At 64.1% G+C, this 15224-nt stretch carries 10 protein-coding genes; 2 read left to right on the top strand and 8 right to left on the bottom strand.

All coding sequences use genetic code 11. The features are described 5' to 3' along the window. Window positions 1-16 precede the first annotated feature (16 nt). Genes G6N42_RS00850 through G6N42_RS00840 form a run of 3 tightly spaced genes read right to left on the bottom strand, consistent with a single transcriptional unit; the run spans window position 17 to window position 3238 of the window. The gene (locus G6N42_RS00850; RefSeq protein WP_232076044.1) at window positions 17-478 is read right to left on the bottom strand and encodes a hypothetical protein; all 462 of its coding nucleotides are present in this window, start codon (window positions 476-478) and stop codon (window positions 17-19) included. Next, the gene (locus tag G6N42_RS00845; RefSeq protein WP_163724790.1) at window positions 471-1844 is read right to left on the bottom strand and encodes a wax ester/triacylglycerol synthase domain-containing protein; all 1374 of its coding nucleotides are present in this window, start codon (window positions 1842-1844) and stop codon (window positions 471-473) included. Before G6N42_RS00845 ends, G6N42_RS00850 begins: the two co-directional genes overlap by 8 nt. Further along, a complete protein-coding gene (locus G6N42_RS00840; RefSeq protein WP_163724788.1) occupies window positions 1841-3238 on the bottom strand; it encodes a WS/DGAT/MGAT family O-acyltransferase in 1398 nt (465 codons plus the stop codon). The genes G6N42_RS00845 and G6N42_RS00840 overlap by 4 nt, the downstream gene beginning before the upstream one ends. A gap of 342 nt (window positions 3239-3580) precedes the next feature. On the opposite strand from G6N42_RS00840, the gene ppsA reads away from it, so the two are divergent. Both ppsA and otsB read left to right on the top strand, forming a co-directional pair. After that, entirely contained in the window at window positions 3581-5977 is a 2397-nt protein-coding gene (ppsA, locus tag G6N42_RS00835) for a phosphoenolpyruvate synthase (protein WP_163724786.1), read from the top strand. Further along, window positions 5974-9651: a trehalose-phosphatase gene (otsB, locus tag G6N42_RS00830; protein WP_163724783.1), complete on the top strand. Its 3678-nt coding sequence runs from the start codon at window positions 5974-5976 to the stop codon at window positions 9649-9651. The genes ppsA and otsB overlap by 4 nt, the downstream gene beginning before the upstream one ends. An 18-nt stretch (window positions 9652-9669) precedes the next feature. On the opposite strand, the gene G6N42_RS00825 is transcribed toward otsB, so the two are convergent. The 5 genes from G6N42_RS00825 to G6N42_RS00805 are packed head-to-tail and all read right to left on the bottom strand — an operon-like array spanning window position 9670 to window position 14769. Then, window positions 9670-10137, bottom strand: a complete 468-nt coding sequence (locus G6N42_RS00825) for a hydrogenase maturation protease (protein WP_163724781.1) — start codon at window positions 10135-10137, stop codon at window positions 9670-9672. Continuing rightward, a complete protein-coding gene (locus G6N42_RS00820) occupies window positions 10134-11615 on the bottom strand; it encodes a Ni/Fe hydrogenase subunit alpha (protein ID WP_163724779.1) in 1482 nt (493 codons plus the stop codon). Before G6N42_RS00820 ends, G6N42_RS00825 begins: the two co-directional genes overlap by 4 nt. Window positions 11616-11630: 15 nt before the next feature. Further along, window positions 11631-12248 (bottom strand): NADH-quinone oxidoreductase subunit B family protein, encoded by a 618-nt coding sequence (locus G6N42_RS00815; RefSeq protein ID WP_163724777.1) that lies wholly within the window; start codon window positions 12246-12248, stop codon window positions 11631-11633. Beyond that, complete coding sequence (locus tag G6N42_RS00810; RefSeq protein ID WP_163724775.1) at window positions 12245-12961, bottom strand: 2Fe-2S iron-sulfur cluster-binding protein; 717 nt, start codon at window positions 12959-12961, stop codon at window positions 12245-12247. Before G6N42_RS00810 ends, G6N42_RS00815 begins: the two co-directional genes overlap by 4 nt. Further along, window positions 12958-14769, bottom strand: a complete 1812-nt coding sequence (locus G6N42_RS00805; protein ID WP_163724773.1) for an NAD(P)H-dependent oxidoreductase subunit E — start codon at window positions 14767-14769, stop codon at window positions 12958-12960. The genes G6N42_RS00810 and G6N42_RS00805 overlap by 4 nt, the downstream gene beginning before the upstream one ends. Window positions 14770-15224 lie beyond the last annotated feature (455 nt).

Raw genomic sequence — 15224 nt, 5'->3', positions numbered from 1 at the left:
CAGCCCGTTTCGTTCGTCATCCCGGTACATCGTGACGTCGGTTCACGCGCGCCGACGCCCCTGGCTGCTGTACCGCGTCAGACGGCTCGCCCGGCGCCGACCGCCCTGGAACAACGCGCAATGCCAGCGCACCGAGTGCGAGCACCGACACCGCAGGAGTGAGGAACAGCAGTATCGCCCAGGCGAGCCCGACGCCCACCCCGCTCAGCGCCTTCACCAACGTGAAGACCGCGACGAGCCAGCTGACGCCGCCTGCGACGACCGCGACCACGGCCGCGACGGCCACCGCGGTTCCAAGCCCATAGTGCCGGAATCCCGTAGCGGCCAACAACGTCGCCGTGGGAGCGAGAATCACCAGGGCACCCAACCACGGCACGTCCGTGCCGAGGCGCAACCCCGGCACGAGCACGAGCATCGCGAGGCCGGCGGCGCCGACGATGCCGGCGACCGCGATGCCTCGACCGTTCCTCCTAGACATGGCCCAAGCCAAGCGCCAACACCTCGTCGAAACCGGCGACGAGGCTATCCATGAATACGTCGTGGTCGGGAATCGCGCCGGTGTCCACGTCGATGCCGAGAGTGCACACGTCCACGTATGTCAACAACGTGACATTGACCGCCGAGCCGATCGTCGGGCCGAATGCGTACTGCGTCAACACCTTGGCGCCACCAAGGAACACGGGCACCGGTATCCCCGGCACGTCGCTGCACAGGAAGTCGACATTGCGCAGGATCGAGCCGATGTACCAGCGCGGCATCATGTTCAGAGCGCCGGCGATCCACTGCGTGTACGGCAGCGACTTCTCGTGACGCACCTTTCCGGTTCTGTCGTGGATCTGGCGGATTCGCTCCTCGGGATCGGCGGTGCCGACCGGCACGTCGAACCGCATGATGGTGATTCGGTTGCCGCCCATGTCGTCGCCCTCTTCGCGCAGACTCATGGGCATCGTCAGGTGAAGGTCGCCGACCGTGACGCCGTGCTTTTCGTGGTAGAGGCGCAGTCCCCCGGCGACGCCGGCGACGAACGCGTCGTTCAACGCACCGCCGCCCTGGTGCGCGGCGGCCCTGAGCTGTCCGAACGGGACTTCGAGCACGCCGAGCCTGCGGACAAGGCTGCGGTTGTTCATCAGCGACGAGCCGGTCCGGCTGACCGGGCGCATGGTGCGGTAGACCGAGGCGGCCAACTCGGCTGCCGACGAAACGGTTTCCACCGGGTTCAGAATGCCGTTGGCAATCAGCTTCGGAGCCGTCCTCAGAGCGCCCGTCACCGCCTCCGTCACCAAGCCGGCGCCGTATCGAGCGGTGTCACGGTAGCTGCGTAGCCACGGCGGCGGCGGCTCCTCGGGCAGTGCCGCGACCGAACCGTGTTTATCGGGAACCTCGGACAGATCGAAGAGGATCATTCCGATCTGGATGCCTCCGACTCCGTCGGTCAGCGCATGGTGGAACTTGAGCAGCATTGCCGCGCCGCCGTTTTCGAGTCCATCGATCAACGTGGCCTCCCACAGGGGGCGGGCCCGGTCGAAGTCCTCCATGGCCGCGACCCGCGCCATCTCCAGCACCGTGTCGATGGTGCCGGGCGAGGGTGCCGTCACTCGGCGCATGTGGAAGTCGAGGTCGAAGTCTGGGGCGTGCTCCCACCTCGGCGGTGCGGGCGGCGGCGATGGAACGACACGCTGGCGCACCATCGGCACCATGCGCGAAATGACGTCGAAGCGATCGCGCACTTCGTTCCAATCCGGCGATCGGTCGAGCATGATCACCGTGACCACCGTGGATCGCAACCGAGGATCGCTTTCCATCGCCCAGGTGAAAGCATCACTGCTTCGCATGAATTCGGTCATTTGTGGTCACCGACAGCTCGTGTCTGTCCTCGCGAGCCACCGAGCGTCGCCAAGTGTCCTACGGCGTCCTCGATCCCCCGGGCGAGCGCGTCGACGTCGGGTGCGTTGTCAAAATCTGCGGTGATGCCGAAGAAGAAGCGGTCGGCGTAGCTGAGCATCGCGATACCGGTGCGCAGGTGAAGGGCAATCGGCGGCACCGGCAGGATCTCCAACACGTCCCGACCCATCAACCGCTGCCGGGTGCGGGGTCCCGGCACGTTCGTCGCCAACGCGGATACCGACTTCTGCGGCAGGCGGGTCAGCAGTCGAATCGCCCACGCCGAGAATGCAAATGGAATGCTTCCCGTCACGGCGAGAACGGCGCTGCCGCCCTCCCGTTGACCGCTTCCCTTGGCCTCGACCAGTCGCTGGTGGACGATCTCCAACTGCTTGACGGGATCGGGTTCATCGACGGGCAAGAGGGGCAGCATCGCCGACACCCGGTTGTCAGTCACATCGAAGTCGTCCACCGAACGCATCGAGACGGGGACCAGCGTGCGCAGTGCATGGGGTCCCGGCGTTTCGCCGCGGTCAAGCAAGATCGTCCGGTAACCGCTGGTGATTGCCGCCAGCGCCACGTCGTTGAGCGTGACGTCGAAATCCCGGCACACCTGCTTCATCACGGCCAGGTCGACGCGCGCGGCGCTGTAGCGACGCATCTTCGTGATGGGTCCGTTCAGTGAAGAGTCCTGCGCGGTGGTGAGCACACGAGCCGTTAGTTCGGCCGCCCCGACCACGGCGTGTTCGGCGGCGCTGGTCGCTGCGAGCGTCGCCTGCCAAATGCCGCCCATCCAGTTCAGCGGGTTCAGCCTCGGCCGCAGCAGATCGAGGATGGATTCGCCGGACTCCCGCGCTGCGCGGATACTGGTCGCGAAGGTCTCCTGAGCGCCACCGTCGCTGAGCTTTGCCAGCATCTGCGTGGTGGCGATGCCGTCGGCTATGCAGTGGTGGATCTTCATCAACAGCGCCCACCTATCGTCGGTGAGTCCCTCGATGATCCAGCACTCCCACAGCGGGCGGTCGCGGTCCAGCCGTTGTTCCATGATGCCGGCGATCGCCCCGAACAGCGCGGAGTCATCCCCCGGATGAGGCAACGCGATTCGGTGGAGGTGATGCGCAACATCGAAGTTGGGGTCGTGCACCCATTCCGGTGCGCCGAGGTCGAACGGGTGCGTGCGCAGCACTTGGGTGCAGCGCGGGATGGCCTGCGCTCGAGCGGCGAACGCCGACACCAGATCGCCGTAGTCGGGCGGCGGTCCTTCCACGATCGACACGCCGCCGACCGCCAGGCTCACGTGGGAATCGGAATCCTCGGCCTGCAGGAAGCTCGCATCCAGCGTCGTGAGGTGCTCCATGCGTCGACCTTGCGCGGTGCGGCGGTTGCCGCGGCAGGGTCGCAAGTCCTCAACCCGTGGGGACAATGTCGTTACCACTCGCGGTGCGTCGCCGTCCGTCGTAGTCGCGGTGACTGATGCCCATCACGACCGTACCGGTTTGTGGATGACGCGATACCGGTCGCAACGCGCTCTGTGACAGTCGAACTCGACCCAGACCGGTGATCCGCGGTCGGACTTTGGGGGTCGCGTCAGGTCGGCTCGTCACCCATTCGAGTGACCTTCGGCCCTGTGTCCCCACCTACCGAAGTGGGAGGTTGGGCACGTGGGCGGCTGTGGTGCCGTGCGACGAGAGGACACGTCATGGGTACATCTGAATACGTTCGCTTTTTCGAAGACATGGGAATCAATGATGTGCCGCTCGTCGGCGGCAAGAATGCCTCACTCGGCGAGATGTTCCAGAAGCTCTCCGCTCAGGGCGTGCGCGTTCCGCACGGATTCGCCATAACCGCTGCCGCCTATCGCCACATGCTGGACGAGGCCGGGGCGTGGGGCCGCCTGCATGCCGAACTCGACGACATCGACCCTGCCGACGTCGCCGCGCTGGCGCGTAAAGCCAAGCGCGCCCGAGAGATCGTCTACGGCGCCGGACTACCCGACGATCTGGCCGCCGCGATTCTTGACGGATACCGCGCTCTGCAGCGGGAATACGGCGACGAGGTCAGCCTTGCGGTACGCAGTTCGGCGACTGCCGAGGACCTACCAACCGCCAGCTTCGCTGGACAGCAGGATTCGTATCTCAACATCAAGGGCGAAGAGAGTCTCCTCGACACCTGTCGACGGTGTTTCGCCAGCCTGTTCACCGACCGGGCGATTCACTACCGAATCGACCAGGGCTTCGACCATTTCAAGGTCTCGCTGTCGATCGGCGTGATGAAGATGGTGCGCTCCGACATCGCGTCATCCGGTGTGATGTTCTCACTGGACACCGAATCGGGATTCCGCGACACCGTCTTCATCACCGGTGCCTACGGCCTCGGCGAGAACGTCGTTCAGGGCGCCGTCGACCCAGACGAGTTCTACGTCCACAAGCCGACGTATCTCGCCGGCCACCGCACCGTGCTCCGGCGCCTGCTCGGCGACAAGGCCGTGAAGATGATCCTCGTCGATGGCGAGACCAAGAACACCACGAGGAACATCCCGACCCCCAAGGCCGACCGCACCCGGTTCTGCCTCACCGATGCCGACGTGTTGGAGCTGGCCGGCTATGCCTGCTCCATCGAGGCGCACTACGGCAGGCCGATGGACATCGAGTGGGCCAAGGACGGTCTCGACGGAAGGCTCTACATCGTCCAGGCCCGACCTGAGACGGTGGCCTCGCAGCACAGCGTGACCGCACTGGAAACCTACGTGCTCGAGGGCAAGGGCGAGATCATCACCGAGGGCCGATCGGTGGGTGAAAGGATCGCCTCGGGGGCGGCAAGAAGGGTCGAGAACCTAACGCAGCTAACGGCATTCAAGCCCGGCGAGGTGCTGATTGCCGACACCACCACGCCCGATTGGGAGCCGGTCATGAAGACGGCCGCGGCGATCGTCACCAACCGCGGCGGCCGCACCTGCCACGCATCGATCATCGCCCGCGAACTCGGCATCCCCGCTGTGGTGGGCACCGGTGACGCGACCACCTCCGTACCCGACGGCCAGGTGGTGACGGTGTCCTGCGCCGAGGGCGATACCGGCCGGGTATACGAGGGCGCTGTGGGTTTCCACGTGGACCGCACGGAAGTCGGCGACCTGGCGCGGCCCCGGACGCAGATCATGCTCAACCTCGGCAACCCCGACCTCGCGTTCAAAACGTCGTTCCTACCGAACGACGGCGTGGGACTCGCCCGCATGGAGTTCATCATCAGCGAGTACATCCGGGTTCACCCGCTCGCCCTACTGCACCCGGAGAAAGTGGACGACCTGGACGCACGCCAGACCATCGATCAACTCACTCAGAGTTATACCGATGGCAGTGCGTTCTTCGTCGAGCGGCTCTCCGAGGGAATCGGCACCATCGCCGCCGCCTTCTGGCCCAAGCCCGTCGTAGTGCGGATGTCGGACTTCAAGTCCAACGAATACGCCAGCCTCATCGGCGGGCAGAGCTTCGAGCCGTCGGAAAGCAACCCGATGATCGGCTTCCGCGGCGCCTCCCGCTATGCGCATCCGGCCTACGCCGAGGGATTTGCACTGGAATGCCGTGCAATGCAGCGGGTTCGCGATGACATGGGCTTGACCAATGTCATCCTCATGCTTCCGTTTGTCCGCCGGCTCGCCGAGGCCGACCTGGTCCTGCAGACGATGGCGGAACTGGGCCTGCGGCGAGGCGAGAACGGGCTCAAGGTGTACGCGATGTGCGAGATCCCGAACAACGTGATCCTGATCGACGAATTCGCCAAGCGCTTCGACGGCTTCTCCATCGGCTCCAACGACCTGACCCAGTTGACGCTCGGCGTCGACCGGGACAGCGAGATGGTCGCCTTCGACTACGACGAACGCGACGAGGGCGTCAAGGAGATGATCCGGTTGGCCGTCGATGGTTGCCGCCGCAACGGAATTCACTCCGGGCTGTGCGGACAGGCCCCCTCGGATTATCCGGACATGGCCGACTTCCTGGTCCGGATCGGTATCGACTCGATGAGCCTGAATCCCGACACCGTGGTGAAGACCACCCGCCGGGTCCTGGAGTTGGAACGACAGCTGGTCCCCGCGCCATGAAGCTGCCGATCACCATCGACCCGCGTCGTCACGACGCGGTCCTCTTCGACCTCGACGGTGCGCTGACCACCGACGCGCCGCTCTTCGGGGCAACGGTGGACCTGGCGCGCAAATTGCAGGACATCGGCATGGCCACGGCGGCCTATTCGTCGAGCCCGCAATGCCAACGGGCGCTGAAGGCCGCCGGGGTCGACGATCTGTTCGAGGTCTGCATCGACGGCGTCGCAGGCGAACGCGGGACGGCGGAGAACCCCGATCCCACGGTTCTTTTGGAGTCTGCGCGTCGACTCGGTGTGCGACCTCAACGGTGTGTCGTCGTCGAGAGTTCCGCCGAAGGCGTGGCCGCAGGACGCGATGGGGGCTTCGCGCTCGTCATCGGTATCGACGGCACCGGACGCGCCGATGAATTGGCCCACCGCGGCGCCGACGTCGTGCTCGCTGACCTGGACGACGTCGCCGTACGAGCCGGTGACAAGCGGATCTCCGAACTCCCGAATGCGCTGACGTCCTACGGTCAGTTGATCGGCATCACGAGCGCACGCGAGTCGATGCTGTTCCTGGACTACGACGGCACGCTGTCCCCCATCGTCTCGGATCCCGCTGCGGCCAGGCTCGTCGACGGCGCCGCCGAGGCGTTGGAGCTCGTCGCCAAGGTATGTCCCGTGGCCATACTGAGCGGTCGCGACCTCGCGGACGTCCGTAGCCGAGTGGGCGTTCCCGGCGTCTGGTACGCAGGCAGCCACGGCTTCGAGTTGACGTCGCCCGATGGCGCCTACCACTGCAACGACGCGGCTGCCGAGTTCGTCCCTCTCCTTGAACACGCTGCCGCGGAACTGAGCCAGAACCTGGAAAAGATTCCGGGAGTACGCGTCGAGCACAAGCGTTTTGCCGTCGCGGTCCACTACCGAGAGGTGGAGCCGGATCGAGTCGGTGAGATCGTCTCTGCAGCCCATCAAGTCGGGGCGAGGGCGGGCCTGCGGGTGACCGGTGGGCGGATGCTCGTGGAGTTGCGGCCCGACCTCGACTGGGACAAGGGCACCACATTGGCGTGGATCCGCGACCATATCGACGCCTCCGGCTCGCTGCTGCCGATCTACATCGGCGATGACCTCACCGACGAGGACGCGTTCGACGCGGTCAAGTTCGACGGCATCGGGATCGTCGTCGGACACGATGAGGACGGCGACCGCAAGACGGCTGCCCACTTCACCCTGCAGAGTCCCGATCAGGTGCGCGAGTTCATGCAGCGTGGGTCCCAGTGGCTGGCCTACAAGCACCAGGTCTCAGGTGAGGCGTGGGATTACGTCTTCGACGGCTACGACCCGACGAACGAAAAGCTCCGTGAGGCTCTGTGCACCTTGGGGAACGGCTACTTCGCCACCCGGGGAGCAGCACCCGAGTCGAAGGCCGGGCAGGTGCACTACCCGGGCACCTACGCGGCCGGGGTGTTCAACCGGCTCGTCGACGACGTGTCGGGAACCGAGATCGACAACGAGAGCCTGGTCAATCTGCCCAACTGGCTGTCGTTGACCTTCCGCATCGACGGCGGCAGTTGGTTCGACATCGATGCGGTCACCGTGTTGTCGTACCGGCAGACGCTCGATCTTCGCGAGGCGGTACTGCATCGGGAGGTGCGCTTCCGCGACGACGCAGGCCGGACGAGCTCCCTGAGGCAACGACGGTTCGTGGCGATGCACCTGCCCCACGTCGGCGCTCTCGAGACGAAGATCCTCGCCGAGGACTGGTCCGGGACAATCGAATTCCGCTCGACGGTGGACGGCAACGTGACGAACTCCCTCGTCGAGCGATATCGGGACCTGGCCAGCGAGCATCTCGGGTCGCCGGTCACCCGCGAAATCTCGAACAACTCAGTCCTGCTGACGGTCCAGACCAACCAGTCCCACATCCCCGTCGCGATGGCCGCGCGAAACACCGCGCTGCGCGACGGTGAACCGGTCCCCGCGACAATTCGGCTGTTCAACCTGGACGCCGAGATCGGTCATGACATCGCTGTTCGACTGTCGGCCGGAGAGTCGGTGACGATCGAGAAGGTCGTGACCGTCTACACGGGCCGGGACGTGGCCACCTCGGAACCCGGCGTCGACGCGCAGCGTTGGGTAGGCAGGCTCGGCGGGTTCGCCGAACTGCTCGACGGGCATCGAACCGCCTGGACGCATCTGTGGGAGCGGTTGTCCATCGAATTCGACGACTTCACCGACGAAGTGCGGATTCTGCGGTTGCACCTGCTGCACCTGCTACAGACGGTGTCACCGAACACCGCCGACCTCGACGTCGGAGTGCCGGCCCGCGGCCTGCATGGTGAGGCGTATCGCGGCCACATCTTCTGGGACGAATTGTTCATCTTCCCGGTGCTCAACCTGCGGATTCCGACGATCACCCGGTCCCTGCTCGGCTACCGCTACCGGCGCTTGCCGGAAGCCAGGCACGCCGCCCGCGCGGCAGGCCATACCGGCGCGATGTTTCCCTGGCAGTCCGGCAGCGACGGTCGCGAGGAAAGTCAACGGCTGCACCTGAATCCGCGCAGCGGCCACTGGAACCCCGACGCCAGCGCCCGCGCGCACCACATCGGTATCGCGGTCGGCTACAACGCGTGGAAGTTCTATCAGGTCACCGGCGACCTCGCCTACCTGATCGACTACGGCGCGGAACTGCTCGCCGAGATCGCGCGGTTCTTCGTCAGCTTGGCCACCTACGACGACGAGCGCGCACGCTTCAGCATCAAGGGCGTCATCGGCCCCGACGAGTTCCATTCCGGCTATCCCGACGCTCCCTACGACGGCATCGACAACAACGCGTATACCAACGTCATGGCGGTCTGGGTCATCATGCGCGCCATCGACGCACTGAACCTGCTGCCGCTGCCGAACCGTCTGGACCTGATGGAGACGCTGGGCCTCAGCAGTGCCGAGCTCGCGCACTGGAACGACGTCAGCCGGCGGATGTTCGTCCCGTTCCACGACGGTGTGATCAGCCAGTTCGAGGGCTATGGCGACTTGGCGGATCTGGATTGGGACCGGCTCCGCAGCCAGTACGGCAACATCCAACGGCTGGACCGCATCCTGGAGGCCGAGCACGACGACGTGAACCGCTACAAGGCGTCCAAGCAAGCCGACGCGCTGATGCTGCTTTACCTGCTGTCGGCAGACGAGCTGCGTGAGCTGCTCACCCGGCTCGGTTATCGCTTCGCCCCGGAACAGGTACCGAAGATGGTGGACTACTACCTGGCCCGCACCTCGCACGGATCGACGCTCAGTGGTGTCGTGCACACCTGGGTGCTGGCCAGAGCCAACCGCGACCGGGCCATGGAGTTCTTCACCCAGGCGCTGAAGGCCGACGTCTCCGACATCCAGGGCGGCACCACATCCGAAGGCATTCATCTGGCGGCCATGGCTGGAACCGTCGACCTGATGCAGCGGTGTTTCACCGGGCTGGAAACACGGTCCAACCGCATCATCCTCTCGCCACATTGGCCGGAAAGCCTTGGCGTGCTGGCGATACCGATCCTCTACCGCGGCCTGCACCTGCATCTGCGGGTCAGCGGGAAGGGCGTGATCATCAGCGTTGATCCGCGAAACGCCGCCGGGATCGAAGTGGAGTGCCACGGCAAGGTTGTCGAGCTGATGCCCGGCACCACCGTCCGATTCCCCGGCTGATGGCTAATTTCAGAGACATCACGCCTGCCGACGATGCTCCCCGAGAAGATGGGCTGTTGCACCATCCAGGTTGCGCTGCGCCGCCGGCGTCAACCCCATTGCGAGTTCGAACTCGAATCCCCTGATCGCGAGGACGTGCACCTCCGGCAGGCGCTGAAAGCACTGCTGGCAGGTCGCCATGATGGCGGGGATCGAGATGGCGTGCGATGTGAAGGTGAAGTCCATTCGAGGCGTCGCGCGACCCAAGGTGAATGATTCCACCGAAGCCTCTTTGGTGGCATCGACGAACAACACCCGTTCCATGTTGCTGATCAGTTCAGCGTCCTCGAGCAGAAGTTGATAACCGCGCTGCATCTCCGCTCTCGGGCAAAGACCTTCCGCTTGAAGCCAATCCACGAATGCCCAGCCCAAGCCGTCGTCTTGGCGACCCACGTTGCCGATGCCATAGATCAGGCAAGAATCGTCGTCGAGGTCGCTGAGTCTCATGAACCGGATGCCGAACGGACGCGTTCGTTGATCACTGTTCCCGCCGGATCGCGGACCGTCACGATCAGCGGCATCTGGCCGAAGGCATGTGTCGCACAACTCAGGCAGGGATCGAAGGCACGGATTCCGACCTCGATCGCGTTCATCATCCCTTCGGTGATCTCGCCGCGACCCACCAGGTAGTCCCCGGCCACCGAGCGCACTGTGCGGTTCAGAACTTGATTGTTGTGTGTCGTGGCCACAATGAGATTGGCGAAGGTGATGTCCCCGTCCGGACCGGCGCGGTAGTGATGAAGCAACGTGCCGCGAGGCGCTTCGACGACACCGACGCCCTCGCCGACCCATGCGCCCGCTGCGGGTGTGACGACGAGGTCCTCGTCCTGCAGATCGGGGTCGCGCAGCAACTCTTCGATCAGTTCCGCGGCGTGGAGCACCTCGATGGTCCTCGCCCAGTTGGTGTGCAGCGTCATGTTGTTGGGTGCGCCGCCGGTGTAGGCGTGGAACCGCTCCAGCGCCTCCTGAGCGCGCGGGGTCGACAGCGTCTTGGTCACGTTCATCCGCGCGAGCGGTCCCACCCGGACCGAGCCCTTCTCCCTGCCGAGCTCCTTGAGGAAGGGGAACTTCATGTAGCTCCACTCTTCGACGGCTTCCGAAAAGTGAGCGAGGTAGTCGTGATAATCGAATTCTCTGACGGTGCGCTTGTTCTCGTCGACGATGCGCAGGGCGCCGTGGTAGTAGTCCACGTTGCCGTCGGCGTCGACCAGGGACATGTTGAGCGCGGGAACGTTGGCGAACCCGTCCACCGCGCTTCGGTTCTTTTCATGGAAGTCGTAGAAGAGTCGAAGTCCGTCCTGCGCGTAGTCGATGATCTCGTCGACCGACGGGAGTCCCTCCTCACCGTTGAGCAGACGGTCACATTCGGCGCGACTCAAGTTCTTGTCGACGCCTCCGGGCACCGAGTTGATGCCGTGCATCCTCCTGCCGAAGACGGTCTTGATGACCTCCTGGCCCCACTTGCGCAGCATGATCACTCTTCGCATCAACGCCGGGTCAGCCTCAATGAGGCCGAGAAGATTACGTTGCTCTGGCGCGGCATCCATCCCGAACATCATCTCGGGGACCACCAAGTAGAAGTATGCCGTCGCATGAGACTGCAGCATCTGCGCGTAATGGCCGAGCCGACGGATCTTCTCCGCTGTCCGCGTTATTTTGAAGTCTGAGTTCACGCCAGCGCCGATCATGTCATCGAGCACTTTGGCGCCAGCCAGGTGGTGACTGACAAAGCAGATTCCGCAGATGCGCTGCATCAGCATCGGCGCCTCCCAGAACGGGTGGCCCTGAACGAATTTCTCGAAACCGCGGAACTCGACGACATGCAGTCTGGCGTCGACGACGTTGCCGTCGTCGTCGAGGTTCACGGTCACCTTGCCGTGGCCCTCGATGCGGGTAACGGGGTCGATGACGAGCTTTCTGCTCACGCGAAGCCTCCGAGATCAGTCGTAGTGATTGAGCGAGCGGGGCAGCGTGACTGGACGACGATGGATCAGATCCTCGAGCACGGTAAGAATGGCATCCGCATCCGGTGGACAGCCAGGGATGAAGTAGTCCATCTTCACCACTTCGTGGCAGGGGTGGACCTTGGTGGTGATTCGGGGGATGTCCGGGTGGCAGGGGATGACGGGATCGGCACCGGGAACGGCGGTCGGCGAGTTGACATACGCCTCAGCCAAGCAATCCTTCAGCTCGAAGACGTTGCGCATCGCCGGCACCCCGCCCCAGACGGCGCAGGCTCCGACGGAGATCAGGATGTCGCAGTTGTTTCGGAAATGTCGCAGCGTTTCGATGTTCTCCTCATTCGCGACACCACCTTCGATGAAGCCGATTGCGCAGCGCTCGGTGATTCTTTTGATGTCGGTGAGCGAGGACCGGTGGATGGAGACCTTCGTCAAGAGCGGAACGATCCGCTCATCCATGTCCAGAAAGGACAGCGTGCATCCCCAGCAGCCACACAAGCCGATCATCGCCACGTTGATCTTGCCCTCGCGCCCCGCCGATAACGCCGGATCTGCTGGCGTTGAGGGGAGTTCGTCCGATCTGGTCTCGTCAGTCACGGTGCGTCCGATCCGTCTGCCTGGTCGAGTGCCCGGTCGCGGACGGATTTCACTTCATACTTGCGTCGGCCGATCGGGACGTCGAATCCCACCCGCTTCTCGAGGATGGCACCGACGGGACAGATCTCGACGGCATAGCGGACCTGCTCGACCGGCATCGCGTTGGCACGTTCGGCATCGACTTCGATCCGGGATTCGGCGCCGCGGTGGCTGATGCTGAAGATCTTCTGTCCGGTTGCTTCGTCGCGGACGAATTCGACGCAGCGTTGGCAGAAGATGCAACGATCCCGCTCGAGCCAGATCCGTTCGGACGCATGTTCACGCTCTCGAACCGGGAACCGGTACGGGAAGCGAGACACCAGCATGCCCACCTCATAACCGACCGCCTGCAGCGTGCAGCGCCCGCTCTTCTCACAACTCGGACAGTTGTGGTTGCCTTCGGTGAACAGCAGTTCTACCAGCGCCTTTCGCATATCGGCGGTTTCCGGTTCATCGACCTCGACCGTCATCCCGTCCGAGACGGCGACCGTACACGCCGCGACCACGGCGCCGTTCACTTTGACCGAGCACACCCGGCATGTCCCCAGGCACGGCTTGTCTCTGAGATAGCACAGTGTCGGGATGTACACACCGGCGTCCGCGGCGACATCGACCAGCGTTGCGCCCTCCTCGGTCGACACCGATATTCCATCGATCTCGATTCGGATGGTCATGTCGTTTCACCCGTCTGCAGTTCGGTCCGTGCCTTCTCATACCCGGCCAGCGCGGCGTCAAGGTCGAACGATGCCAACAGGGTGTGTTCCTGGGTGCGTAACCTTTGCCGATAGATCTCGGGGAACTTCTCGAGTGTGGTCAGGATGGGATTGGCCGCAGTCGCACCGAGACCGCACCGACTGGTCGCGTGCACCACGGCACCCCACCGGGCGACCTCGTCGAGATCCTTTGGTACCGCGTTGCCTGCGATGACGAGTCTTACTTTGTCGTGCAGATCGGCGGTGCCCGCCCGACAAGGGACACAGATGCCGCATGATTCGTCGGCGAAGAACTTGGTGTAATCCCTGACGCAGGCCAGTAGATCGCGGGTGCTGTTGAAGATGGTGACAGCCCCGTTGCACGGGATGTCCTCGTACGCGATACGGCGTCGGCCGTCCGCCGCTACCGACACGCACTCCCCCGATGGCCCACTGATCTGGACCGCGCGGGCGTCGGCCGCACCGACCATTCTCAGCACCTCATCGAGGGTGATGCCCCACTCGACCTCATAAACTCCCGGACGATTGCAGTCCCCGGCGACGCTCAACAGGCGGGCGCCCGCCGAGTCGGGGGTACCCATGCGGCGGAACCATTCGGCGCCTTCTTCCATGACGCGGGTTGCGGCAGCCAAAGTCTCGACGTTGTTGACGCTGGTCGGTTTGCCGAGGTAGCCCTCTCGAACGGGGAAGGGCGGTTTCAGCCGGGGTGTGCCCCGTTTGCCTTCGCAAGACTCGATCAGCGCGGACTCTTCACCACAGACGTAGGAACCGGCACCCATCTGGATGCGGATGTCGAAGTCGAATCCCGATCGTCCGCCGACACTGGGTCCGAGCAACCCGTCGTCCCGGAGTTGCTGAAGCTGGCCTTCCAAATAGCGCTTGAGATACACGTATTCAGCACGGAGATAGACGATCCCGTGGGAGCTGCCGATCGCGTAGGCCGCGATGACCATCCCCATGAAAACGTCCTTCGGCGATCGGGTCAGGAGTGCGCGGTCTTTGAACGTGCCCGGTTCGCCCTCATCGGCGTTGCAGATGACGTACTTCTCGTCGCCGGGTGCGTCCCTGCACAACTGCCACTTCAACCCGGTTCGAAACCCTGCACCGCCGTATCCCCGCAGCCCGGATTCAGTGACGACGCCGATCGTCTGCTCGGGCGTATGGGCGAGGCAGTTCTTGAGCAACGTTTGGTAATCCGGCTCGCCGCGGAAGAACACGGGCCCCCGCGTGTGGACATTGGACTCCACGAGGGCCTCGACGTACGCGATGTCATCATCGGGCAGCCCCGCCGGGTTCGCGATGTCGGCGGCGACCTTCCCCGCCTTCAACTGCGTGATGATGTTCGCGACGGTATCCGGCGTCAGTCGCGTGAACACCACGTCGTCGATCATCATCGCGGGCTCCTGGTCGCTGAGCCCGATGCACGGTGTCTCGAACAGACCGAAGATCCCATCCGCGTCGGTTTCCCCGAAGCGCGCCCCGGTCTGTCGCTCGAGCGCCTCGTACACCTCTTGATACCCGTTCATCTTGGCAATCACGGTGTTACTCAAGTAAATCCGGTGGCGTCCGGTTGGCGTGCCGTGGAAGAAGTGATAAAAGGAGGCTGTTTCCACGATGTCCAGAGGAGTCCGATTCAGCGCGGCCGCCATCTGCGGCAGATGCTCCGCGGGGATGTAGCCGTACCAGCGCTGGATATCCCACAGGATGTCGATCAGCCGCGTTCCGTCGTAGCGGTAACGCCGCAGGACCGTCTCGACGTCTGTATTCATCCCGCATCGGTCCGAGGCTGCACATCCGGTGCAGCAAACGTCATCGGTGAACCCGTCGAACCGGTCCATCGACCCCGCTGATCACACCGCCCACAATGCCGAATCACTACACCTCTCACTCTAAACTCGCTGCTCGCCCACAGTGCATTGGACAGCAGGATCGGTCGTCGTCGCGGCGAACGGCACCGAGCGGGAGGCCGCGACCCCGAACAGTCCGCGCCGGACCACGTACGGCCCGACACCAGGACGCACTTTCAGATGGTCTGCACGTCGGGACATTTCGCGTTCCTCGCGGTCGGGGCGGGTTCGAATCTATCCACTACAGGAGCCGGCTCGATGAGGCCGTTGGGCCCTATACGCCATCCAAAGGTCCCATCCCGGCTGTAGTGGGACTTAAGGCTCATGATCAAGGACCAAAGCCTCCTCAGCACCGTGAGTCTCGTCCATAGCCTCGG

It is taken from the genome of Mycobacterium gallinarum (genome assembly GCF_010726765.1).
Lineage (GTDB): Bacteria > Actinomycetota > Actinomycetes > Mycobacteriales > Mycobacteriaceae > Mycobacterium > Mycobacterium gallinarum.
The sequence above is the reverse complement of the archived record's forward strand: the minus strand, read 5'-3'. Positions and strand labels throughout refer to the sequence as shown.

Excerpts from the sequence above, each read along its gene's own strand:
- G6N42_RS00810 (WP_163724775.1), bottom strand. The coding sequence starts at position 12,961 with ATGACCATCCGAATCGAGATCGATGGAATATCGGTGTCGACCGAGGAG.
- G6N42_RS00845 (WP_163724790.1), bottom strand. The coding sequence starts at position 1,844 with ATGACCGAATTCATGCGAAGCAGTGATGCTTTCACCTGGGCGATGGAA.
- G6N42_RS00850 (WP_232076044.1), bottom strand. The coding sequence starts at position 478 with ATGTCTAGGAGGAACGGTCGAGGCATCGCGGTCGCCGGCATCGTCGGC.
- G6N42_RS00805 (WP_163724773.1), bottom strand. The coding sequence starts at position 14,769 with ATGAATACAGACGTCGAGACGGTCCTGCGGCGTTACCGCTACGACGGA.
- otsB (WP_163724783.1), top strand. The coding sequence starts at position 5,974 with ATGAAGCTGCCGATCACCATCGACCCGCGTCGTCACGACGCGGTCCTC.
- ppsA (WP_163724786.1), top strand. The coding sequence starts at position 3,581 with ATGGGTACATCTGAATACGTTCGCTTTTTCGAAGACATGGGAATCAAT.
- G6N42_RS00840 (WP_163724788.1), bottom strand. The coding sequence starts at position 3,238 with ATGGAGCACCTCACGACGCTGGATGCGAGCTTCCTGCAGGCCGAGGAT.
- G6N42_RS00825 (WP_163724781.1), bottom strand. The coding sequence starts at position 10,137 with ATGAGACTCAGCGACCTCGACGACGATTCTTGCCTGATCTATGGCATC.